The sequence below is a fragment of the Candidatus Puniceispirillum marinum IMCC1322 genome (genome assembly GCF_000024465.1).
Classification (GTDB): Bacteria; Pseudomonadota; Alphaproteobacteria; order Puniceispirillales; family Puniceispirillaceae; genus Puniceispirillum; species Puniceispirillum marinum.
Map to the genome: position 1 here is coordinate 1,794,687 of NC_014010.1, position 22,233 is coordinate 1,816,919.

The 22,233-nt window shown below is 51.1% G+C and carries 23 protein-coding genes; 11 read left to right on the forward strand and 12 right to left on the reverse strand.

What is annotated here, in order from left to right; genetic code table 11:
* Window positions 1-35 precede the first annotated feature (35 nt).
* Window positions 36-1,796 (reverse strand): penicillin-binding protein activator, encoded by a 1,761-nt coding sequence (locus tag SAR116_RS08385; protein WP_013046493.1) that lies wholly within the window; start codon window positions 1,794-1,796, stop codon window positions 36-38.
* Between the two features lie 142 nt (window positions 1,797-1,938).
* Between SAR116_RS08385 and rsmI the strand changes: the two genes are divergently transcribed.
* The 4 genes from rsmI to gshB all read left to right on the forward strand — a co-directional run bounded on the left by rsmI (window position 1,939) and on the right by gshB (window position 4,946).
* On the forward strand, window positions 1,939-2,784 hold the full coding sequence (gene rsmI, locus SAR116_RS08390; protein WP_013046494.1) for a 16S rRNA (cytidine(1402)-2'-O)-methyltransferase: 846 nt from the start codon (window positions 1,939-1,941) through the stop codon (window positions 2,782-2,784).
* 38 nt (window positions 2,785-2,822) lie between these two features.
* Window positions 2,823-3,239 (forward strand): YraN family protein, encoded by a 417-nt coding sequence (locus tag SAR116_RS08395; RefSeq protein ID WP_083775340.1) that lies wholly within the window; start codon window positions 2,823-2,825, stop codon window positions 3,237-3,239.
* Between the two features lie 88 nt (window positions 3,240-3,327).
* Window positions 3,328-3,945: a BON domain-containing protein gene (locus tag SAR116_RS08400; RefSeq protein ID WP_013046496.1), complete on the forward strand. Its 618-nt coding sequence runs from the start codon at window positions 3,328-3,330 to the stop codon at window positions 3,943-3,945.
* Window positions 3,946-3,953: 8 nt separating this feature from the next.
* The gene (gene gshB, locus SAR116_RS08405) at window positions 3,954-4,946 is read left to right on the forward strand and encodes a glutathione synthase (protein WP_013046497.1); all 993 of its coding nucleotides are present in this window, start codon (window positions 3,954-3,956) and stop codon (window positions 4,944-4,946) included.
* Here gshB and SAR116_RS08410 read toward each other — a convergent pair.
* The 6 genes from SAR116_RS08410 to SAR116_RS08435 form a co-directional block, all read right to left on the reverse strand.
* On the reverse strand, window positions 4,919-6,427 hold the full coding sequence (locus tag SAR116_RS08410) for a YifB family Mg chelatase-like AAA ATPase (RefSeq protein ID WP_041861333.1): 1,509 nt from the start codon (window positions 6,425-6,427) through the stop codon (window positions 4,919-4,921). The genes gshB and SAR116_RS08410 overlap by 28 nt on opposite strands.
* Window positions 6,428-6,544: 117 nt before the next feature.
* Entirely contained in the window at window positions 6,545-6,913 is a 369-nt protein-coding gene (locus tag SAR116_RS08415) for an HIT domain-containing protein (protein ID WP_013046499.1), read from the reverse strand.
* 23 nt (window positions 6,914-6,936) lie between these two features.
* Entirely contained in the window at window positions 6,937-7,479 is a 543-nt protein-coding gene (locus tag SAR116_RS08420; RefSeq protein WP_013046500.1) for a GNAT family N-acetyltransferase, read from the reverse strand.
* Window positions 7,480-7,692: 213 nt separating this feature from the next.
* Complete coding sequence (locus SAR116_RS08425) at window positions 7,693-8,052, reverse strand: helix-turn-helix transcriptional regulator (RefSeq protein WP_013046501.1); 360 nt, start codon at window positions 8,050-8,052, stop codon at window positions 7,693-7,695.
* On the reverse strand, window positions 8,049-8,669 hold the full coding sequence (locus SAR116_RS13305; RefSeq protein WP_013046502.1) for a Smr/MutS family protein: 621 nt from the start codon (window positions 8,667-8,669) through the stop codon (window positions 8,049-8,051). The genes SAR116_RS08425 and SAR116_RS13305 overlap by 4 nt, the downstream gene beginning before the upstream one ends.
* Window positions 8,670-8,697: 28 nt before the next feature.
* Window positions 8,698-9,366 carry a Tim44/TimA family putative adaptor protein gene (locus SAR116_RS08435; RefSeq protein ID WP_049757511.1) on the reverse strand — a complete coding sequence of 223 codons (669 nt, stop codon included), beginning with the start codon at window positions 9,364-9,366 and terminating at the stop codon, window positions 8,698-8,700.
* A gap of 131 nt (window positions 9,367-9,497) precedes the next feature.
* On the opposite strand from SAR116_RS08435, the gene SAR116_RS08440 reads away from it, so the two are divergent.
* Together SAR116_RS08440 and secB are read left to right on the forward strand one after the other, a co-directional pair.
* Entirely contained in the window at window positions 9,498-10,067 is a 570-nt protein-coding gene (locus SAR116_RS08440) for an FxsA family protein (RefSeq protein WP_190275433.1), read from the forward strand.
* A 178-nt stretch (window positions 10,068-10,245) separates the two neighbouring features.
* Window positions 10,246-10,758 carry a protein-export chaperone SecB gene (gene secB, locus SAR116_RS08445; protein WP_013046505.1) on the forward strand — a complete coding sequence of 171 codons (513 nt, stop codon included), beginning with the start codon at window positions 10,246-10,248 and terminating at the stop codon, window positions 10,756-10,758.
* 37 nt (window positions 10,759-10,795) lie between these two features.
* On the opposite strand, the gene dnaQ is transcribed toward secB, so the two are convergent.
* Genes dnaQ through SAR116_RS08465 form a run of 4 tightly spaced genes read right to left on the reverse strand, consistent with a single transcriptional unit; the run spans window position 10,796 to window position 13,815 of the window.
* On the reverse strand, window positions 10,796-11,563 hold the full coding sequence (dnaQ, locus tag SAR116_RS08450; protein WP_013046506.1) for a DNA polymerase III subunit epsilon: 768 nt from the start codon (window positions 11,561-11,563) through the stop codon (window positions 10,796-10,798).
* 37 nt (window positions 11,564-11,600) lie between these two features.
* On the reverse strand, window positions 11,601-12,305 hold the full coding sequence (gene coaE / locus SAR116_RS08455; RefSeq protein ID WP_013046507.1) for a dephospho-CoA kinase: 705 nt from the start codon (window positions 12,303-12,305) through the stop codon (window positions 11,601-11,603).
* Entirely contained in the window at window positions 12,302-12,994 is a 693-nt protein-coding gene (locus SAR116_RS08460; protein ID WP_013046508.1) for a Maf family protein, read from the reverse strand. The genes coaE and SAR116_RS08460 overlap by 4 nt, the downstream gene beginning before the upstream one ends.
* Complete coding sequence (locus SAR116_RS08465; protein ID WP_013046509.1) at window positions 12,991-13,815, reverse strand: pyruvate, water dikinase regulatory protein; 825 nt, start codon at window positions 13,813-13,815, stop codon at window positions 12,991-12,993. The genes SAR116_RS08460 and SAR116_RS08465 overlap by 4 nt, the downstream gene beginning before the upstream one ends.
* A gap of 389 nt (window positions 13,816-14,204) precedes the next feature.
* Between SAR116_RS08465 and hemE the strand changes: the two genes are divergently transcribed.
* The 3 genes from hemE to rho all read left to right on the forward strand — a co-directional run bounded on the left by hemE (window position 14,205) and on the right by rho (window position 17,095).
* Complete coding sequence (hemE, locus tag SAR116_RS08470) at window positions 14,205-15,230, forward strand: uroporphyrinogen decarboxylase (RefSeq protein WP_013046511.1); 1,026 nt, start codon at window positions 14,205-14,207, stop codon at window positions 15,228-15,230.
* 19 nt (window positions 15,231-15,249) lie between these two features.
* Window positions 15,250-15,678, forward strand: a complete 429-nt coding sequence (gene hemJ, locus SAR116_RS08475; RefSeq protein ID WP_013046512.1) for a protoporphyrinogen oxidase HemJ — start codon at window positions 15,250-15,252, stop codon at window positions 15,676-15,678.
* A gap of 157 nt (window positions 15,679-15,835) precedes the next feature.
* Window positions 15,836-17,095 carry a transcription termination factor Rho gene (gene rho, locus SAR116_RS08480; RefSeq protein WP_041860865.1) on the forward strand — a complete coding sequence of 420 codons (1,260 nt, stop codon included), beginning with the start codon at window positions 15,836-15,838 and terminating at the stop codon, window positions 17,093-17,095.
* 368 nt (window positions 17,096-17,463) lie between these two features.
* Here the strand turns inward: rho and SAR116_RS08485 are convergent, their stop codons facing one another.
* Window positions 17,464-17,979: a methylated-DNA--[protein]-cysteine S-methyltransferase gene (locus SAR116_RS08485; RefSeq protein ID WP_013046514.1), complete on the reverse strand. Its 516-nt coding sequence runs from the start codon at window positions 17,977-17,979 to the stop codon at window positions 17,464-17,466.
* Window positions 17,980-18,200: 221 nt separating this feature from the next.
* Here SAR116_RS08485 and mnmE point away from each other — a divergent pair, with 221 nt between their 5' ends.
* Window positions 18,201-19,577 carry a tRNA uridine-5-carboxymethylaminomethyl(34) synthesis GTPase MnmE gene (gene mnmE, locus SAR116_RS08490; RefSeq protein WP_013046515.1) on the forward strand — a complete coding sequence of 459 codons (1,377 nt, stop codon included), beginning with the start codon at window positions 18,201-18,203 and terminating at the stop codon, window positions 19,575-19,577.
* Window positions 19,578-20,139: 562 nt separating this feature from the next.
* Window positions 20,140-22,086 (forward strand): tRNA uridine-5-carboxymethylaminomethyl(34) synthesis enzyme MnmG, encoded by a 1,947-nt coding sequence (gene mnmG, locus SAR116_RS08495; protein WP_013046516.1) that lies wholly within the window; start codon window positions 20,140-20,142, stop codon window positions 22,084-22,086.
* Window positions 22,087-22,233: the final 147 nt, after the last annotated feature.

Consider the following 22,233-nt stretch of genomic DNA (forward strand, 5'->3'; position numbering starts at 1 on the left):
ATATATTGCCTGTTCAGATTTTAAATCTTGCCCAGTTAGATTTTTCCGGGCGCACGCTGGATAATGTCGGATTTACCAGCCCAGATACGGCGGATTTCATAGGCGCGCAGATTACTGCCATTATCCTGTAACCGAAAGGCGCCACTATAGCCGTTAAACCCTGAATCATCGGTGATTTTTGCGGTCCAATCCGCACGGTCAATCTCGGTCAGCGATGAGACAAGTGCCATCGCGTCAAATCCAAGCCGAGCCAGTTGCCCGGTGCCGTCATGCGGCCAGATCTGTGCCCAGTTTTCTTCAAACACCGGATCAGCGACGCTTGGGCGTTTGGCAAATATCCCGCCTTGCAGGGATGGTTCGCTCAAAAGCTGGTTCTGGTTCCATAAAGCTGTCCCCAGATACAGACTATTATCGGGGCCGACATCATAATAAGCCAGCACTGGCGCCGTGCGTAGCGCAAAGGATGGGCCACCGGCAAATACCACAGCGTCATAAGGTGCATCAGTAACCAGTATGTCCTCATCGTCTTTTGGTTCCTGATAACGTGCAAAATTGCGGATTTTACGTTTCAGCATCGTTTCGTCAGCCAGATCGTCACGAGACAGAATGACAATTTCCTCGGTTTTGAAACCGAATTCCTGAAGCCGTGTTTTGGCGTGGTTGGCCAGCCGCTTGCCAAAAGCTGTCGATTCGGCAAGGATCGCAAAACGCTCACGCCCGTCAGCAACCGCAAAGCCCAGTAGCGAGTCAAGCTGTTGTTCAGGCAGATAGCCCATGACCCATCTTTGCGGGCCCGCCACATTAACATTATTCGAAAAAACGATCATCGGAATGGCATTAAAATCGGCAATCCGTTTCACCTGCTCGACCGATTCTGTAAATAGCGGGCCAATGATGATATCGGCGCCATTCTGCATCGCCTGTGCGGCAACCTGGGCAATCACTTTGCTATCATTCTTGTCGCCACCTGCCGTATCATAGACCAGCATTTCGACCTTCGGATTGGCAATTGTGAATAATGCTAGTTCGGCACCTTTGCGCAATTCCTCGCCAAATTGCTTATGCCTTCCGCTTAACGGTGCCATCAAGGCAACACGCAGACGGTCTGGGTCTTTGGCTGGCAACACAAACTCATCATCATCCGGCGGCACCGGGGTTTTGTTTGCCAGTAAGGCGAAAGCAGCATTCAACGCGTCATCAGCCAGCGACGGATCGGGGCCTTCGGTCACCGGCGCAGAGGCTTCGGGTGTCTGTTTAGGTGCCGAAGACTGAATTTGCCAGATAATCTGATTAATCGTCGATTCGCGTTGCATTTCGGCTTCGATCGCGGCCTTGGCCATGGCGGTTGCTTCATCTTCTTCTAAGATACTATCCGCCAGATCATTAACAATCACATCAAGCGGGCTTGGCGCGTCTGGCTGGGCGTCCTCCGACCGGCTATCATCAGACCGGCTACCATCTGGCAGTCGCATATCCGATACCGGCGCATCTTCGGGGCGGGGATCCGGCACCATCAGCTTTTGCAGCAAATCTATCTGGGCGGGATCAGCCTTTGAAGCTGGGGTGATACGGATCGCGTCATCTTCATTGATACGCGATTTTTGGGCGGCGGCGGTGGCCAGTGCGGCTTCGCTTTCGGCACTCAGCACAATATCTGATCCGGCGTCGGGCTTGGGTTCGGGTGTTGGCGTCACAACCGGCACCGACGCAACTGGTCGAGGGGTGGGCGGCGACCCGCAACTTGCCATTGTCATGGCAATCATAACATAAGATAATAAACGCCAAGGCTTATCCATAATGCCTCCCAACATACTATCCTTATCATGGCTGGTTCATCTGCGCATGTCATTATTCGCTTGGTAGCTATTTAGTTCAACCTTATCATGCTCCCTAACCAAATACGGCGAACCAAATACAGCATATCAAACAGGATAGATCATGCGCGATGATTATGGATTGCTATCGGTGGTCGCTACCCCGATTGGAAATCTGGGTGATTTTTCACCCCGTGCTGCCGCTTGTCTTGAAACGGCGGATATAATCGCCTGTGAAGATACACGGATGACACGCAAATTGCTGACCTTGACAGGTATATCCAGCGTGGCGCGTTTATATGCCTATCATGACCATAATGGCCATACGATGCGCCCGAAACTGATCAAACAGCTTCTGGCGGGCAAAAACATCGCTCTGGTCAGCGATGCTGGCACCCCGCTGATTTCCGATCCCGGCTTCAAGCTGGTGGCCGCGTGCCATGATCACAATATCACCGTGACGTCAATTCCGGGACCCAGTGCGCCAATCACCGCTTTGGCGGCGGCGGGCTTGCCAACCGATAAGTTCATGTTTGCCGGTTTTATCCCGGCAACACCCAAGGCCGCGCGTGATGCGCTAACCGAGGTCGCGTCGCTCACTTTCACCACGATCTGGTTCGCAACGCCGAAACGGCTTTCTGCAACACTTCATATGATGCGGGATATTTTTGGCGATCGGCTTGCCGTTGTGGCACGCGAGCTCACCAAAATGCACGAGCATATCCATCGCGGCACCTTGACCGAATTATGCAATCATTATGACACCACCGACACGCCAAAAGGCGAGCTGGTGATCCTTGTCGAAGGCCGCAAGAAAGATGAATCATTGTTCGATGATGTGACCATTGAACAAATGCTCCGCGCCGAGCTTGAAGGGGCTAGCGTACGCGATGCGGTACAGGCCATCACCGACATAACCGGACAACCACGAAAGAAAATATACAAGCTGGCGATTGATATTCAGGAATAACAGCTATAATGGCCACAGCAGATCACACCGGGTCCAACATGCCGATTACAAACAGAACACCACATAAAACGTCGCCGCATAAAACGTCAAAGAGCGCCCGGTTCAAAGCAGCTGAAAAAGCCGGGCATCTGGCCGAAGCGCGCGCAGCTCTATGGTATCGGTTGCGCGGGTTTCGCATTCTGGCACGGCGCTGGCACAGCCATGTTGGCGAAATAGATATCATCGCACAACGCGGCGCATTGCTGGTCTTTTGCGAAGTCAAATACCGCCAGCAGGATATTCATAGTGCCAGCCCTTCAACCCGCCAGCAAAAACGCATTACCCGCGCCGCGTCCCTATTCATGGCCGCTTCACCCCAGCACCATAATCATCAATGCCGCTTTGATGTGATTTTGATCGAACGAAAACCCCATGCCTTATGGTCGCGCTTGATACCCATTATTAATGCTTGGTAGAACCCTATAGGTCTTGACCATGATGCAACAACTTGTCACATTTAAGCGGCTTACCACAGTCGGAATAAAACCCTATAGGAGATCGTCCATGCAGGCGTCACGCCCTTCCCATATTTCAACTATGACACATCTTACGGCCTGTATGCTGTTACTGGCATCGCTTGCGCTACAAGGTTGTGTGGCGGCGGCGGTTGGTGTTGGCACGGCGGCGGTGGCGGCGTCATCGACGGAAAAAGGGCTTTCGACATCGGTATCTGACAGCGTCATCTTCACCAAACTGCATGACAAATTCATCCAGAACGACGCCAGCCTTGGCACCGTTGTCGATGTGACGGTCAATGATGGCGCGGTATTGATGACAGGCAAGGTAAAAACCCCGGAAGAAAAAGTTCTGGCCACAAAGCTGGCATGGGAAATCAAAGGCGTCCGTGAAGTGGTCAATGAAATTCAGGTCACCGACACCTCAACACTCAAGGATGTTGCCAAAGATCTGGCGGCCAGTGCGCAATTGCGTGGCAAGCTGATTACCGATGGCTCTATTTCATCACTTAATTTCAGCATTGATGTGGTGAATGGCATTGTATATCTGTCGGGCGTTGCCGCATCGACGGATGAAATGAATGCGGTTATTGCCCATGCGCAGGATCTGCGCTTTGCCCAGCAGGTGGTCAATTACATCAGCTTGGCCAGCGATACACGCGATTAGTCCGGCTCATGACATCGCCCCTAAATGCGCCCAAAAACCTCTCCATTGCCATCCAGATGGATCCGGTTGAAGCGATTGCAATCGCTGGTGACACCAGCTTTGCCTTTGGTCTGGAAGCACAGAAACGCGGCCATAGCCTGTGGTATTACACCCCCGACAAGCTCAGCCTGAACGCATCAAGAATTGAGGCACGCGGCCAGTCATTACAGCTATTTGACCGACAAGACGATCATTTCGCCGTTGGTGCCCTCGAGATACGCCCGCTTACCGATTTTGACGTGGTGCTGATGCGCCAGGATCCGCCTTTCGATATGGCCTATATCACCGCCACACATCTGCTCGAAATGTTGCCACCAACAACTATGGTCGTCAACAATCCGGCCGAGGTACGCAACGCACCGGAAAAGCTGCTGGTCACCCTGTTTCCCGAATTGATGCCGCCGACCCTGATCAGCCGCGATCCGGCAACGATTGCTGCCTTTCGGGCGACGCATCGCGACATCATCGTCAAGCCGCTTTTCGGCAATGGCGGGGCTGGTGTGTTCCGCCTGCGTGAAGATGACCAGAATCTTAGTTCCTTACTCGAAATGTTTTTTGAGACCAACCGCGAACCGGTGATGGTACAGGCCTATATTCCGGCCGTTACCAAAGGCGATAAGCGCGTCATTCTTGTTGATGGCGAACCGGTTGGCGCGGTGAACCGGATTCCGCAAAAAGGCGAAGCGCGTTCCAATTTCCATGTCGGTGGCAGTGCTGCCGCGACCGACCTTACCGCGCGTGATCTGGAAATCTGTCAGGCCATTGGCCCGGAATTGCGCCGGCGCCAGCTTCTATTTGTCGGCATTGATATCATCGGCGATTATATCACCGAGATCAATGTCACTTCGCCGACAGGCATCCGCGAGATTCTGCGTCTGTCGAATATCGATATCGCCGCGCTCACCTGGGATGCAATCGAGCGCATTCACCCGACTTACGCAAATAACGGCATCGCCCGATAGGCCAGCGCTTCGGCCAGATGTTCGCGCGTGACCTCTGGCCTGTTATCCAGATCGGCAATCGTACGCGCCACCCGCATAATCTTGTGATAGGCGCGTGCGGATAATTGCTGCTGTTCAAGGGCCGCTTTCAACAGCGTCTTTGCCGCATCTTCAAGCACAATCGCTGCATCCAGATCATCACCTGTCAGCTTGGCATTAAGCGTGCCATCCGCCTGACAGCTTCGCCCCATCGCCACACTGCGCGCGGCCATGATCCGGTCAAAAATCACCGCCGACCGTTCCGCCGCTTCATCAGCCATCAACATCTGTGGGGTCACTTCAGGCACTTCGATAATCAGATCAAACCGATCCATCACCGGGCCTGATACTTTGGCGCTATATTGCCGTCCACATGCTGGCGCACGACTACAGGCACGTGCCGGATCACCCAGATAGCCACAACGACAGGGATTCATCGCCGCAATCAGCTGAAAGGCGGCTGGATAAGTATAGTTATTATTCGCGCGCGCGACGACAACTTTGCCTGTTTCCAAAGGCTGGCGTAGCGAATCCAGCACCACGCGGCTGAATTCAGCCAGCTCATCCAGAAACAGAACCCCATGATGCGCCAGCGATATTTCACCGGGCTTGGCGCGCATACCGCCACCAACCAACGCCGCCATTGATGCCGAATGATGCGGTTCGCGGAATGGCCGGTCACGGATCAAACCGCCATCGGATAACTGACCCGCAATCGAATGTATCATCGTCACCTGTAATGCCTGTTCGGGGGTTAAGGGGGGTAGCAAGCCGGGCAATCGTGCGGCCAGCATTGATTTTCCTGCGCCAGGCGGGCCAATTAACAATAGATTATGTCCACCGGTAGCCGCGATTTCCAGAACCCGCCGTGCGGTCAGCTGGCCTCGCAGATCCGCCATATCGGGATGCTGGGTTTGGCTGGTCGCAATTTTAGGCGTTGGCGGATGCAGAATTTGTCGTCCGCGCACATGATTAAGCAATGCCAGAATATCCGTCGGCGCCAGAATATCAATATCACCTGCCCAGGCCGCCTCGGCACCTGATGCCGCCGGACAGATCAGATTCTGCTGGCGGCTACTGGCAAAAATCGCTGCCGATAAGGCGCCCGATACTGGCTGGATCGCACCATTCAGTGATAATTCACCCAGCACCACGCGGTCAGCCACCGCATCCGCAGGGATCACTCCCATCGCAACCAGCAAACCAAGTGCAATCGGCAGATCAAAATGTGCGCCTTCTTTCAAAACATCGGCTGGTGCCAGATTAATCGCAATCCGTTTTGGCGGCAAAGACAGGCCAATTGACGATAGTGCCGCGCGTACCCGTTCCTTGGACTCGGCGACCGATTTATCCGCCAGCCCGACAATCGCCATCGCAGGCAAGCCATTGGCAATATGCACCTGCACATCAACAGCAATCGTATCGATGCCGCGAAAGGCAACTGTCTGGATATGTGCATGCATAAAGCGGCATCCATGATCGTGAATGACCATTTTGGATGAGCCTAAAGATCGCCGCAAGTTGATTAGATTTTTATGATATGTACTGGCAAATATAGGGCTGAGAAATCCAGCGTCAGATTACCCCTGTTTGCTCAGCATCGGGCCAGTCGGCGCGCCGCCAATCACATGCATATGCAGATGCGGCACTTCTTGATGCCCGTTAACACCGATATTCGAAATAATCCGATAACCTGTTTCACTGATTCCGGTTTTTTCGGCAACACGCTGGATCGCCTTGGCAAAGCCAGCGATTTCTGCGGCCGAGGCATGGCTGGCAAAATCGGTATAATCCACATATCGCCCTTTGGGGATTACCAGCACATGCACGGGGGCTTGTGGGGCAATATCATGAAATGACAAGGTGAACTCATCCTCGTCACATTTATGACATGGAATGTCACCACGCAGGATTTTCGCAAAAATATTATTATCGTCATATGCAGCCATTACGTCACCCCATGTTAGATTACCTACAGGGCTTTGTGATAATAATAGCCCATCACATATTTACCATCGACCTTGGCATAATATTCATTACTCGCATAGCGTTTGAATCCGCGGGCTTCAAAAGACTGGATCGCCCGGGTCTGGGTTGCGCGCACATCAAGGTTAATCATCGAAAACCCTTCGGATTTGGCCAGCGCTTCCGCCTCGCCAATCATCTTTTGCGCTAATCCATGACCCCGCGCCCAGGGGGCGACAAAGAATGTTGTCAGATTACAGCTAAATGACTGCGCTTCGTTATTGCGCGGTGGACGCACAATCTGGCAACAACCCCCGATCATCTTATCAAGGCGTGCCGCAATCAGATGCCGTTCGGGGATCATTTGAACACCGCGCCAGTAATCTTCCATCACCGAACGCGGCGGCGGCGTCAACCAGCCAAAGCCACCACCCGATTTAATGGCTTCTTCGGCCGCATCACATAATTCATTGATGTCACTTGCTGTCAGGCTTGCTACCGTTTCGACCGACAGTTTTGCGACATGATCTTTCAGAATTTCGGGCGTCATTCAAAACATCCTCAACGTTGGACATAGCAGCACACATGACTATGTAATGGGCGGCATGATGCAAAATAAATATGGCTGAATTACAAAATTATTAAATTGGTGAACCATATGCCCACCTGTTGTAATCAATTATCTACCTATTTACGGTTTTCGCGAACCTTTTACCACAACAACGCAAAATTGAAACCGCCAGATTGAATTTTATCACATTATTTATCTCAGACGCTTTTCCAACGCGGTCAAAAGCAGTCGGCAATCCTGATCGTCCAGCCGTTCGATATTCTGTGCCATCATATTAGCCAACATCACCGCATCGGGCGTATGCTTGCGCACATCTATGGTTGGTTTCGGATGCGACAATGTCGCCAGCCGCTTCAATTCTTCGGCATCATCCCAGATCAGGCCAAGCCATACACATATCTGATCGACAAGCACCGTTGAAGGCTTGCCTCTTGCGCCATTTTCCAAAGCCGAGATATAGGCTTTTGACACCCCCAGAAAATCAGCTTGTTGTTGTTGGGTGACATTCTTATCTGCCCGCAATTGGCGCATTTTATAGCCAAAAGGTGTCATTTTCGTTCACGCTGACGGCGCAACAGCACATAAAGCGCACCTGCCCCACCATCACTTGGCTTGGCTTGCGCCATCGCCAATACCAGCTCCGAAAGGGGCGCGCGTTTAAGCCAGTCTGGCACCGCGCTTCGTAAAACACCTGTCCCGCGCGCACCTTTACCGGTAATAACCAGAATACACCGGTAACCAGATAATCTGGCCTGACTCAGAAACTGGGTTAGTTTTCGTTGCGCCTGGGCTGCGTTATAGCCATGCAGGTCAAGCCGGGCGTCGATTTTCACATCCCCGCGGAACAGCCGTTTTTGGGTGCCGCCATCGATACCAGCGGTTTCTCCTGCGCGCAGATCAACGGGCGATGTTTTGGGCGATATTTTTGCCGATGTCTTTGGTAAAGCGAAACCCGCCATGCTGGCAGATGCTGGTTTTGCGCCGCCCGCTTGTTGGCGTTTCGATGGTGACATGCCACCATCATCACGCCCCTGAGTGTGCCCCTGATGATTTAGATCATTACCACTATAACGCCGGTTTTGCTGAATCGCCGGTTTTACAAGCGCTGTTACGCGTTGCCACAACACATGGTCTTCTTCATCTGATTTATCGGATTTGCGCACGCTCATTGGCCATAACCATTATTCCCTATCACCATTAGCTATCGTCATCGGCGGTTTCGGTTTCAACCAGTTTCCAGTTTGGATCATTCAATGTCAGATCACGCTCGAACGTCCAGATATCAACGATTTCCTGCGACTGGCTTTCGTCTTCATCGATGATATTTTCATCGGCATCACGCGCGATACGCGTTTGCACCGAATGGAAATGCACTGTGACCGCGGCAACCGAATCAACAACGGCGATATTCAGGATGCTGGCTTCCTTGATGTTCTCAAGGTCAATCGTCAGGCTTTCCTTATTCGCGTTGCGCTTCTGGATCGACTGCGTAAAGCTTTGCAACAGATCATAGCCAAGCAACCGCTTCAGCTGTGCCAGATCACCTTCGGCATAAGCGCGCAAGACCATCTCGAAGGCTTGTGTCGCACCGCCCAGAAAGGCCGCTTCGGTAAAATTGCGATCGGCTTTGCGTAGCGTTGCAATCCCATGGCCATTTAACGCACCGGTTTCATCCTTATTACTGGGAAAGGGCACCACATCCCCGTCATTGGCGGCCTGCATAGGTTTTTTATCCTGCGGTTGTTCGAATCCCGTGCGCTGACCAAGCACCGATTTCAGACGCAAAACCAGCAACACGGCAATGACCGCAAAAATGATAATATCGATATAGGGCACGTTGTCTCCTGTGCTTTTGAGAAAGCTCATATGTCATCTCATATGTCATTAGGCTAGAAAATATCTTCTATAGATGACATATGTGTATCACAAAATCCAGTTTCCAGCTTTAATAGGGTAAAATCATGCCCAAAAGGAACAAAAATGCGCAAAGGAATAAAATGAACTTAATCATCCTGCTGATCTTTTTTATCTGGGGATGGATCGAAATTAGCGCCTTTATTGTTATCGGTAGTGAAGTTGGCGTTGTGCTGACCATTCTTGGTGTTTTTGTCACCGCCATGATCGGTATTTCCTTGCTGAAAAGCCAGGGACGCGCGGTCATGGACAGCTTGCGCACCGATATCGCGCAGGGGCGTCCGCCGATCAAATCAGTGGCTGATAGTATCGGCCTATTATGTGGGGCGGTTCTGATGCTGTTGCCAGGCTATGTCACCGACGCCATTGGTCTGGCGCTATTTTTGCCTGGTATCCGCACAGTGGCTGGCCTGTGGCTGGCGACGCGGCTTGGTAAAAGTGCGCGCTTCACCAGCTATGCCGGCACAGCGCAGGCGGGTTCAAACGATCATAATTCAAATTTTGGGGCACATTTTGGGGCAACGAATCGGCAGCCATCATCGACATCCGATCGGCATCGCTGGGATGATAATGACATCATCGAAGGCGAAGCCGAAGACAAGACCCCGGATCAGGGATCAAAGACCAAAAAATCAGATAAGAAGCTAAACTGACAACTATCTACTCTGACTCAATAGACCAGCCATCATAGGTGTCACATCTTGCGGCCAGCCCCTTATTCATGCTAGATGGCCTTTACGATAACCGACGGCCCTAATGCGCCACCCCAAAATCAAGCCTGATCTGTTATAACCCAGAGCGTGACGATATAATTCGAACCCGGAGATTCCAATGGCCAATAATTCAAAAACCACAGATTCAGCCGCTGCCGACGGCGCTGGCGAAAACACCCAGGCAATGCGCCAGCTTATCATGCACGCGCAATATATTAAGGATCTGTCTTTTGAAAATCCGAATGCGCCAAATGTTCTAACTGAGAATACCGCCCAGCCAGATGTCGAAATTGGCGTCAATGTTGGCGCCAAAATGATTGGCGAAGACCAGTTTGAAGTGTTGCTGAACCTGACAGCCAAAGCCAAGGCTGATGACACCGCTTTGTTTCTGGTTGATCTGACCTATGCAGGTCTTGTCTCCGCGCCAAACACCCCCGAAAACGAGCTGAACCCGCTGATCATGATCGAAGCGCCGCGTTTGCTATTTCCCTTTGCCCGCGCCATTGTATCCGATATGACCCGCGACGGAGGTTTCATGCCGCTGAATATCCAGCCTGTCGATTTCGTCGCTGTTTATCAGCATAATCTGGCACGCCAACAAGAAGAAGCGCAGGCTGGCGAAGTTCACTAAATCCCAGGCAATGTCGCAACGATAGTACCTGTAGCGTCTATTGCCGCCAGATCGGATTCTCCATACCATCAAGAAAGGCGTCATGCGCTGCCTGTTCTTCTGGGCTTGGCGCATGCGTCCGGATCGGGCGGATCGCGGTCTCAGACATGGCAAAATGCCCGGTTCCGTTGGCTGTTTCGGCACCATGATCCGAACCACTCCAACCAGCTGACCCTAAAGACCCGGCAGACCCAGCTGGACCTGCCCGCGACCTGGCCCCTGATCCGGTGCCATTATCCAAACCAAGACCTGGCTGTTTGCCACCAAGCAATTCGATATAGACCGAGGCCAGCAGATCAGCATCGATCAAGGCGCCATGCAGATCACGATGCCCGTTATCAATCTCGAAACGACGGCATAGCGCATCCAGATTGGCTTGCGCCCCGGGAAATTTCTTGCGCGCCATCATCAAGGTATCAACCGCGCGATCCATCGGCAAAACTGGCCGGTCAAGCCGGGCTAGCTCGGCATTCAGAAACCCCATATCAAAAGACGCATTATGGATCACCATCTGATCACCCCCGATAAACGCCAGAAATTCATCGACGATATCGGCAAATAACGGCTTATCGGCCAGAAATGCACTGGTCAGCCCGTGAACCTTGACCGCGCCTTCGTCAATCTCGCGTTCGGGGTTGATATAAATATGCAATTTGTTGCCGGTAGGCAGGTGATGCAGCAACTCAAGACAGCCAATTTCAATGATGCGATGGCCATCTCGCGGGTTTATGCCGGTGGTTTCGGTATCAAGAGCGATTTCGCGCATAAATTATCCTTTTAACTATAAATCAACAGACTTGGGGCTATAGACGTTTGGCCTGATGTTTATCGCATGGCACCACATCGCTATCAAAGCCGCTATCATCTTCTAAGCCCCGATTGTTTTCAAATCCCTGATCCCTATCAAATCCAATACGGGTCAGCCACGTTTCCAGCTGGGCACGCGTGTCCGCGATCGGAATATCCGTATCCAGCACCATATCGGCGCGGCTGATTTTTTCGGCAGCGGGCATCTGGTTTTGCAAAATGCCTGCCAGCTTATCGGCGCTCATGCCAGCACGTGACAAAGCGCGTTGTTCGATCACATCGGCAGCGGCGTTGGTGACAATCACATAATCACACATATTATCGGCTCCCGTTTCGAACAGCAACGGTATATCCAGCACCACGAATGGGGTGGCATTATGCCGATGATGTTCAAGAAACCTGTCACGGTCATCGCTGACCATTGGATGCAGGATCGATTCGAGTGTTGTGCGCGCGTCACGATCGGCAAACACCAACGCGCCTAGCTTGCCGCGATCAATGCCAATTTCGTGATCCCCAATATCAGTAGCAAAATCTGGGCCAAAGGCCGCCAGAATCTTGTCAACCGCCGCGCCATCTTTGCCCAGCAGACCATGCACCACCTGATCGGCATTGTGCACCGGAATCGCGTGGCTTGCGAACATCTCACTGACTGTGGTTTTGCCGCTGGCGATCATGCCGGTAAGGCCGATGATAATCATGACGACGATCCTGCTGGTGTTAATCCCCCCGGCACTAAACCATGTGGTACTAAACCATGTGGCACTAAACCATGCGGTCTTAAAAAGCCAAGGATCTGCAATAAAGGCAAACCCAATATAGCATAATGACAGCCGGTGATCTGGCTGAACAGATGCGCGCCCAGCCCTTCAATCTGATAGGCACCGGGGCTATGAAGCGCGGCATCACCCATCGCTTCGATATAGGCAGTGATAAAATCATCATCAAGCGGGCGCATATACATATTGGCGCTTTCGATATGATGCCAGATGCGTTGCCCTTGCCGGAATATAACCGCAGCGGTGATCAGCTGATGCGTTTTGCCGGATAAGGCGTGCAGATGCTGGGCGGCGGCTGTGGCTGTTGCGGGCTTGGCAAATATCTGATCATCACAGACCAACAGCTGATCTGCCCCCAGCACATAGCTATCATCACCAGATGGCAACCGCATACTGACCGCTTGCGCTTTCATTTCGGCCAGCATCACTGCGATATCATCCTTGGCCATATCTTCAGCCAGGGCGGCATCGCGCAAGCCCGCTTCATCCACCGGTGCGGCTTGCACATCAAACGCAACCCCTGCCGCCGCCAGCATCGACTGACGTGTTTGGCTTGTTGATGCCAATATCAACCTATCTGCGGGTAATTTTGCAAATATATCTTGGGTCATGCGTTGCTTTCACGCCAATTTGTATGTAGCTGGATAATCGCCGCGGCGGTTTCTTCGACCGAACGGCGCGTTACATCGATAACGGGCCAGCCAGATCTATTGAACAGACGCCGCGCCTCTTTGGCTTCTTCTTCGATCGCGCCGATATCGGCATAGGTTTTATTTTCATTATCAAGCATGGCAATCTGGCGGGTTTTGCGGATCGCGCTTAGCCGCTTCGGATCATTCGTCAGCCCGACGGTAAACAGATCAAGCCCGTCAAGATAATGCGCTGGAAAAGGCACCCCCGGCACCAGCGCATAATTGGCCACCTTATAGCCACGATGCGCCAGATACATCGATGTTGGTGTTTTTGAGGTACGTGAAATCCCCACAATCAGAATATCCGCTTCGGCAAGATTGCCCATATTCATGCCATCATCATGGCTCACGGCGAAATCAACCGCGGCAACGCGGGCAAAATAGGCCGAATTGATCTGCCGCTGGCCACCTGGCAAATTCTGCTGCGCTTGGCCAAGCACGCTCGCCAGCAAATTCACCACCGAATCCAGCACCGACACGGCTGGGATACCCATTTTTTTACAGCGGGCTTCGATTTTATCACGCATGTCTTTATCAATGATGCTCATCAGCAAAATGCCCGGATTGCGCATGAGACCCGTGAACATGAGCTCCAGATGCTCATCGGTGCGCACCAATGTCCAGACATGCTCGGTCACATCGGCATCGGGGAATTGCGCCAGACAGGCGCGGGTGATCTGATGCACCGTCTCACCGGTCGAATCCGAAACAAGATGAATATGTAATTCTTGACGTGCCATGATATCCTCGCTGTTATCCAACCTTACATGGCTATGCTGGCCACGTCATGAGCAAATATCATCAGGCCTGTTGCGATGCGAAAACTAGGGAATAAACCCTGTGCATGAAATAGGGCAATCTGGGGATAGAAAATAGCATATCTGATTTTGCTATAGATAACCACAATCCGGCCACAGCTCATACATTTGCGGATAAATTATCGGTATCAGTTGGGGAAAAGCGGGATAATTACATCAATGGCTGTATTAACAGTAGCTTTGCAAGCCTGTCATTGTTTATAAAACTGGGGATAAAATAGGTAGAAAACTGTGAATAGGCATATCCACACCCACAACCAAAACAACTACTTTATTTATATAATAATATAGATATATAGAAAACTAGGACCATGAGCGGCTTTTTAAAAACACTGGCTGGACAGAAAATGCCAATCCCGCCAATCTGGATGATGCGGCAAGCAGGACGTTATCTAAAAGAATATAGAGACATTCGAGAAACGACACCTGATTTTATCAGTTTTTGTCTGGACGCTGAAAAAGCCAGTAATGTTACAATTCAGCCGATAGTAAGATTCGGATTTGATGCGGCGATCATTTTTTCAGATATTTTGATGGTGCCATGGGCTTTGGATCGCAATGTACGGTTTAAACCAAATCACGGGCCTATGCTTGACCCTTTGGCTGATGCGGCATCACTTGATGAAGCTCTACTTGCCGATGTCCCGACAAAATTAGCACCTGTTGCTAATGCGATTACCCGAACGCGTTCGCTTTTACGTGATGACACGGCTTTGATTGGTTTTGCTGGCGCGCCTTGGACGGTCATGACCTATATGCTTGAAGGTGGATCTTCAAAGGATTTTAACTTGTCACGCCAGATGCTGTGGAATGACCCGGCAGGGTTTGACAAAATTATGGATATCGTTACCCAAGCGACAATTGAATTTCTGTGTTTGCAAGCCCATGCTGGTGCCGATGCCTTGATGCTATTTGACAGTTGGGCAAGTGCCGTTCCCTCTTGGCATCGTGATGCGGTCGTTAATAAACCTGCGGCAACGATTATCGCGGCGCTTCGTGCGCGCGGCATATCTCAGCCAGTAATCGGTTTCCCCAAAGGTATAGGCGAAGGCATTTTGCCTTACGTTGATCAGGTTGGTGTTGATGCACTTGGCCTTGATCATGGTATGGATATTCGCTGGGCGCATAAGAATTTACCCGCATATCTGCCTGTACAGGGTAATCTTGATCCGATTAGCTTATTATCGGGTGATGATGTTATGCTTGCCAATATTGATGATATTCTTGGGGTTTTTGCTGACCGGCCACATATTTTTAATCTTGGGCACGGCATTACACCTGCCACACCGATCGCGAATGTGACAAAAATGATTACGCATGTGCGCCAGGCTCGATAGCTGGGATTAAGGAATAGTGATGAGTTATGAAATTATTAAGGCATTGCATATCATCTCGGTAATATCCTGGATGGCAGGCTTATTATATTTACCTCGGTTATTTGTCTATCACGCTGACGCCCCGCTTGGTTCGGTTCAGGCCGAAACTTTCAAAGTTATGGAACGCCGGCTGTTAAAAGCGATCATGAATCCGGCGATGATTGCATCTTTTATCTTTGGCTTATGGATGCTTGCGCTTAATCATGCGCTGATCTATGAGCTCTGGTTCATTGTAAAATTCGTCTGTGTCATTCTCATGGCTGGCTGTCATGGCAAATTTTCCAAAATGCGGCGTTTGCTTGAAAATGACGAAAAACCGTTATCCTCAAAAGCATATCGGATCTGGAACGAGGTGCCGACGGTGCTGATGATCGTTATAATCGTCATGGCAGTGGTCAAGCCATTCTAGCGTCAGTGCGCATCTAAGCTAAATATGATGTAAATGCTTAATGGCCGTTGCCTTGACTTTTAACGCAAATTAAACTTATATTATGCCTGTATATATCAGGGAGCCGCCCGGCTCACTAAACCGATATATATAATCCCGTTTACCGATGAGTCATATTATGCACCTTCAGGAACTAAAGCAGAAATCACCCGCCGATCTTTTGGCTTATGCCGAAGAGCTGGAAATCGAAAACGCCAGCACTTTGCGCAAACAGGATATGATGTTTGCGATCTTGAAACAGCTCGCTGATAATGACGTATCTATTTATGGTAGCGGTGTTCTCGAAGTCCTATCGGATGGTTTTGGTTTTCTACGCGCGCCTGAGTCAAATTACTTGCCAGGCCCGGATGATATTTATGTGTCACCTAGTCAGGTACGGCGCTTTAGCTTGCGCACAGGTGATACAGTTGAAGGCGAGATCCGCGCGCCTAAGGATGGCGAACGTTATTTTGCTTTGCTTAAAATTCAAACCATCAATTTTGAAGAGCCTAGCGCAGTTCGCCAGCGCATCAATTTTGACAATCTGACGCCTTTATATCCGGAAGAAAAACTTACCCTTGAATTGCCATTTGACCCGGATAAGAAAGACAACACCCCGCGGGTGATCGATCTTGTCGCGCCAATGGGTAAAGGTCAGCGTGGGTTGATCGTGGCGCCGCCGCGCACAGGTAAAACAATGATGCTGCAAAGCATCGCCCATGCAATCTCGGAAAATCATCCGGAAGTCTATTTGATTGTTCTGCTGATTGACGAACGCCCTGAAGAAGTCACTGATATGCAGCGTTCAGTCAAAGGCGAGGTGATTTCGTCAACCTTTGACGAACCAGCTTCACGACACGTGCAAGTAACTGAAATGGTTATAGAAAAAGCAAAACGTCTTGTTGAGCATAAGCGTGATGTGGTGATTTTACTTGATTCGATTACGCGTCTGGCACGGGCCTATAACACGGTTGTGCCATCATCTGGCAAGGTGCTGACAGGTGGTGTTGATGCCAATGCGCTCCAGCGGCCAAAGCGTTTCTTTGGTGCGGCGCGTAATATTGAAGAAGGTGGCTCACTGACCATCATTGCAACGGCTTTGATCGAAACCGGTTCGCGTATGGACGAAGTGATCTTTGAAGAATTCAAAGGCACCGGTAATAGTGAAGTGATTTTGGATCGTAAATTATCTGATAAGCGGACATTCCCGGCGATTGATATCACCAAGTCAGGTACGCGTAAGGAAGAATTGCTTGTCGATAAAGGCACATTGGCCAAGATGTGGGTGTTACGCCGGATTCTCATGCAGATGGGCGCGATCGATGCGATGGAATTCCTCACTGATAAGCTGAAACATTCAAAAACAAATGATGATTTCTTCGATCAGATGAATAGCTAAGCATCATCCGACTGTTAAGTCGGGAGATGATGCGGCATGATAAAAGAATTAAGCATCATCCGACTGTTAAGTCGGGAGATGATGCGGCATGATAAAAGAATTAAGCATCATCCGACTGTTAAGTCGGGAGATGATGCGGCATGATAAAAGAATTAAGCATCATCCGACTGTTAAGTCGGGAGATGATGCGGCATGATAAAAGAAACAAGCCTCATCCAATCAAGCGCAGCGTAGAGTGATAAGATGATCGTGTTCACATAAGCATGATCCAGCGAAGCACCAGGTTACCTAATAATATAACCGTAGCCTAATAAAGAGCTACCGTATTACCTGAAGCCAAAATGTTTCACGTGAAACATTTTCACCCGTTAACGGTGCCCATGTTCATGTTTGATAAGCCAGTCCTTACGCCCAAGGTTTTCTGGGTCTTTGGGGCTGCTCATATCGCCACCGCCATAATTGCCTAATGATCCGTCTGATCTAACAACACGGTGACAAGGATAGATAATCGGGATTGGATTGCGTGCACAGGCTGAACCGGCGGCACGTGGCGCGTTGGGTTTGTCAGCCATCGCGGCAAATTGCTTATAGGAAACCGTTGTGCCATAGGGAATTTGCGCCATGATGCTGAGCCAGTCACATCCGCTTTTGCTTTTGCCTTCGGGGGCCAGCGGCAGATCAAAGCTTGTGCGGGTGCCAGCCAGATAATCCAGAATCTGCTGTTTTGTTTCACGTGAAACATGATCTATTGGCTCTTGGGCTCCATCATATCCATTACGCCAAGGCGATTGTTGCCAATCTAGCCGGATCAAGGACGTGCCGTCACTTATAGGTCGCATCCATCCCAAAGGCGTGTGAAATGTGATATAAAACTGTTCAGTCATAATCCCGACCCTGTTGTTAAAGGGGTGGTCTGATGTCACTCTTGACATGTTCTCAGGGTACTTTACCTCTATTCAGATCATTTTAAAAATGTTTCACGTGAAACATTTTACCAAACAGACCGTGTGATGCCAGATAGGCTTCTTAATGCCAGATAGGCTTCTTAATGCCAGATAGGCTTCTTAATGCCAGATAGGCTTCTTAATGCCAGATAGGCTTCTTAATGCCAGATAGGCTTCTTAATGAAAGACCCGCAATGACAGGCGCTACATTCAATGACACTATTTTTGCGCTAGCAACCCCGCCAGGGCGTTCGGCTATCGCCATTGTGCGGATCAGCGGAAAAAAGGCCGCCTATGCGGCGGATGCTTTTGATGTGCGCTGTCCCAAAATGGGGCGGTTTGCCGTGCGCCGCCTCAAAAATGCTGATGGCCAGCCAATTGACGAAGTGCTGCTTCTTTATATGCAGGCACCGCGGTCTCCGACTGGCGAGGATGTATTGGAAATCCATTGCCATGGAAGTCAGGCGGTGCAGACGATGATTCTTGATAGATTAGCCCAGATAGCGGGGTTCCGTCCGGCTTTACCAGGCGAGTTTACCCGCCGTGCCTTTGGCAATGATAAATTCGACCTGTCGGGTGTCGAGGGTCTGGCTGATCTGATCGATGCGGAAACCCCTGCCCAGCTGCATCAGGCATGGGCACAACTTGATGGGGCTTTGCGCAAACCGGTTACGGCGTGGCGCGAAACGCTGATCAGCTTGGCTGGCCAGCTCGAAGCGCTGATTGATTTTGCCGATGAGGATCTGCCAGCCTCGGTTGAAGCGGCCTTGCGTACAAGTACCGCAACGCTGATTAGCGAAATAGCTGCCATTATGGCGGATAATAAAGCAGGCGAAGTCATCCGTGATGGCGTAAAGGTGGCCTTGCTTGGGTCGGTGAATGCGGGCAAGTCAACCGCCTTGAATGCCATTTCGGGTCGTGATGCGGTTATCACCTCGGCTGAGGCAGGCACCACACGCGATATCGTTGCGGTTAAAATGGATCTGGGTGGCGTGCCCGTGACCTTTATGGATACGGCTGGATTGCGTGATGGTGCGGGGGCTATCGAAGCCGAAGGCATCCGTCGTGCTCGTCAGGCTGGCCGTGATGCTGATTTTGGCCTGATTATCCTTGATGGCAGTGATCCAAAATGGCCAGATCATCTGGCCGAGATTAGCGATTTGACAGGCGGCCAGCATTTAATCGTCCTCAATAAATGCGATCTGGGGCTGGTGGGGTCGGTACCCGAAGGCGCGTTACATCTCAGCTTGCGCGATCATAAAGATGTCGAAGTGCTGATTGCGGCGATCACAAAGGCGATTGCGCCGCTTAATCAGGATGGTCAGAGTGCGATTATCACGCGGGCGCGGCATCGCGACGCGTTGATGGGGGCGATGCAGAGTCTTGAACGCGGCCTGACGCATGATTTTAATGTGAATCCGGAATTGGCGGCCGAAGATTTCCGGATGGCGGCGACGGCCTTGGGACGGATAACTGGCAAAATCGATGTCGAAGATTTACTTGGGTCTATTTTTTCATCCTTTTGTATTGGCAAATAGCCTCAAAGACGCCGTGGTTGAACGCTTTGTTTAGGCCATTTGGGTAAATCATCCCTGGTATTATGATTTATGTGCCTCAAAATGTTTCACGTGAAACATTTTCCGGTTGTTCATTCCGATGACGGCGTCTTGATTGGTGTATTATTAAGCTGTCTATTGGGGTTTATGCGCATTTAAGCGGTTGATTACCATTATTTCTGGTGGCTTTGGTTGCAGATCGGCATGAAAGCTGCCTCAAAATGTTTCACGTGAAACATTTGTGATTTACCTACCGCATGAATAGGGCCAAACTTCATTTGGGGTTAAATCCCTTTAATTTGTGGGAAATTCACGCCCTTAAGCTAGATCAGGCCGGATTGGGCTAGAGTGGGGATGAAAATGTTTCACGTGAAACATTTTAGTGATTTACCTGCCACATCATCTAACAATGCGGCACAAATCCATAATTTGTGCTATGTTCGCCCCGCATTTGATTATAACGGTGAATTTTCGGCATTGGATTAGGCGCTGATAGCTGAATGAAACCCTGATAGAACCGACTAAGATAGCGAAATAGGAAAGAATGAAATCTGCATTTGATGTCATTGTTGTAGGTGGGGGGCATGCTGGCTGTGAAGCCGCGGCGGCGGCGTCACGTATGGGTGCGGCGGTGGCCTTGGTCACAATGCGCGCTGACCGCATTGGCGAAATGTCATGCAATCCGGCGATTGGCGGGCTTGGTAAAGGCCATCTTGTGCGCGAGATTGACGCGCTTGATGGGCTTATGGGGCGGGCGATTGACCGGGCAGGAATCCAGTTCCGCATGTTGAATAAATCACGTGGCCCGGCTGTGCATGGCCCGCGTGCCCAAGCTGACCGCGCGCTATATCGTGCCGCGATACAAGAATTTCTGAATGAGGATGATCATATCACCATCATCGAGGCGGCGGTTGGTGATCTGCTGGTTGACGATATGGCTGCTGGCCTGACAGGCGCGCCCCGTCAGGTGACGGGGATTATCTGCGAAGATGGGCGAGAATTGAAAGCGGCAAGCGTCGTTTTGACAACGGGTACATTTCTGGGTGGTTTGATTCATCTTGGCAATGAGCGTACCGAAGCAGGTCGGATTGGCGAAGCGCCGTCAAATATGCTGGCCACACGTCTGGCGGATCTGGCCTTGCCGCTAGGCCGGTTGAAAACCGGTACACCGCCGCGCCTTGATGGCCGGACGATTGACTGGTCGGTGCTGGAGATGCAGCCTGCCGATAACCCGCCGATTCCCTTTTCGACAATGACCGATAAAATCACTGTGCCGCAGATCGAATGCGGGATCACCCGCACGACGGCCAAAACCCACCGGATCATTGCCGAATCGATACATTTATCGGCGGTGTTCAATGGTAATATTTCGGGTCAGGGACCTCGCTATTGCCCCTCGATCGAAGACAAGGTGAACCGGTTTGCCGATAAGGACTCGCATCAGCTGTTTCTTGAACCTGAAGGGCTTGATGACCATACGATTTACCCGAATGGTATTTCGACAAGCCTGCCGCGCGATGTGCAGGAGGCGCTTGTCAAAACCATACCCGGGCTTGAGCAGACGGTTATTCTGCAACATGGCTATGCGATTGAGTATAATTTTGTCGATCCGCGCGCCTTGCGCCAGACATTGGAATTGCGTGTCTTGCCTGGCCTGTATCTAGCGGGTCAGATCAATGGCACCACAGGGTATGAAGAAGCCGCCGCGCAAGGCTTGATGGCTGGGGTTAATGCCGCCCTCGCCGCGGCCTCTGGTGATAATAGGCAAAAGACCAGTTTTACGCTTGATCGTGCTGATGCCTATATCGGGGTGATGATCGATGATCTGATTTCCAAGGGCGCGCCCGAACCCTACCGGATGTTTACGTCACGCGCCGAATATCGGCTGTTGCTTCGTGCCGATAATGCCGATCAACGTCTAACCGAAAAAGGCATGGCGATTGGCTGTGTGGGTAGCGCGCGACAAAACGTCTGGCATCGCAAGCATAAGCAACTGGCCAAGGCAAAGGCCACATTATTGTCACTCACCGCATCGGGCAAGGATCTGGAAATAGCTGGCCTGCCAAAGCCCCGCGATGGCGGCAAACGCACAGCGGCAGATATGCTCAGCCTTGAAGGCATCACCATCGACCGGCTGACGCCATTATGGCCGGAACTGGCAAATATCGCATCACTTTATCATGCCCAGCTTGAAGCCGATTATCGCTATGCAGGCTATGTGGCGCGCCAGAAAGCCGATATTGATGCGCTGCGGCGTGACGAAGCCACGGCGATTCCCGATGATCTTGATTTTTCGGTGATTGGCGGCCTGTCGGCCGAAGCACAAGATGTATTGAAACGTCGCCAGCCTGAAACGATTGGACAGGCGAATCGGCTTGCAGGGTTGACACCGGCATCGGTGGTTGCGGTTTTGCGGCATCTGCGGCGTCGTGAAGATGCAGCCTATAACACCAAGCCTGACGTTTCGGTTATGCGGCGCGAGACCATATGATGCTTATAGCCCGTCTTCAGTTCCTAAAAATGTTTCACGTGAAACATTTTGTATATGAGCTCGTTTCATATGCCGATATCGGGTACCATAAGGCGCGCTTTAAGACGTTATCGGGGATATTGATCAGCTATGTTGGGGCGGTGCTAG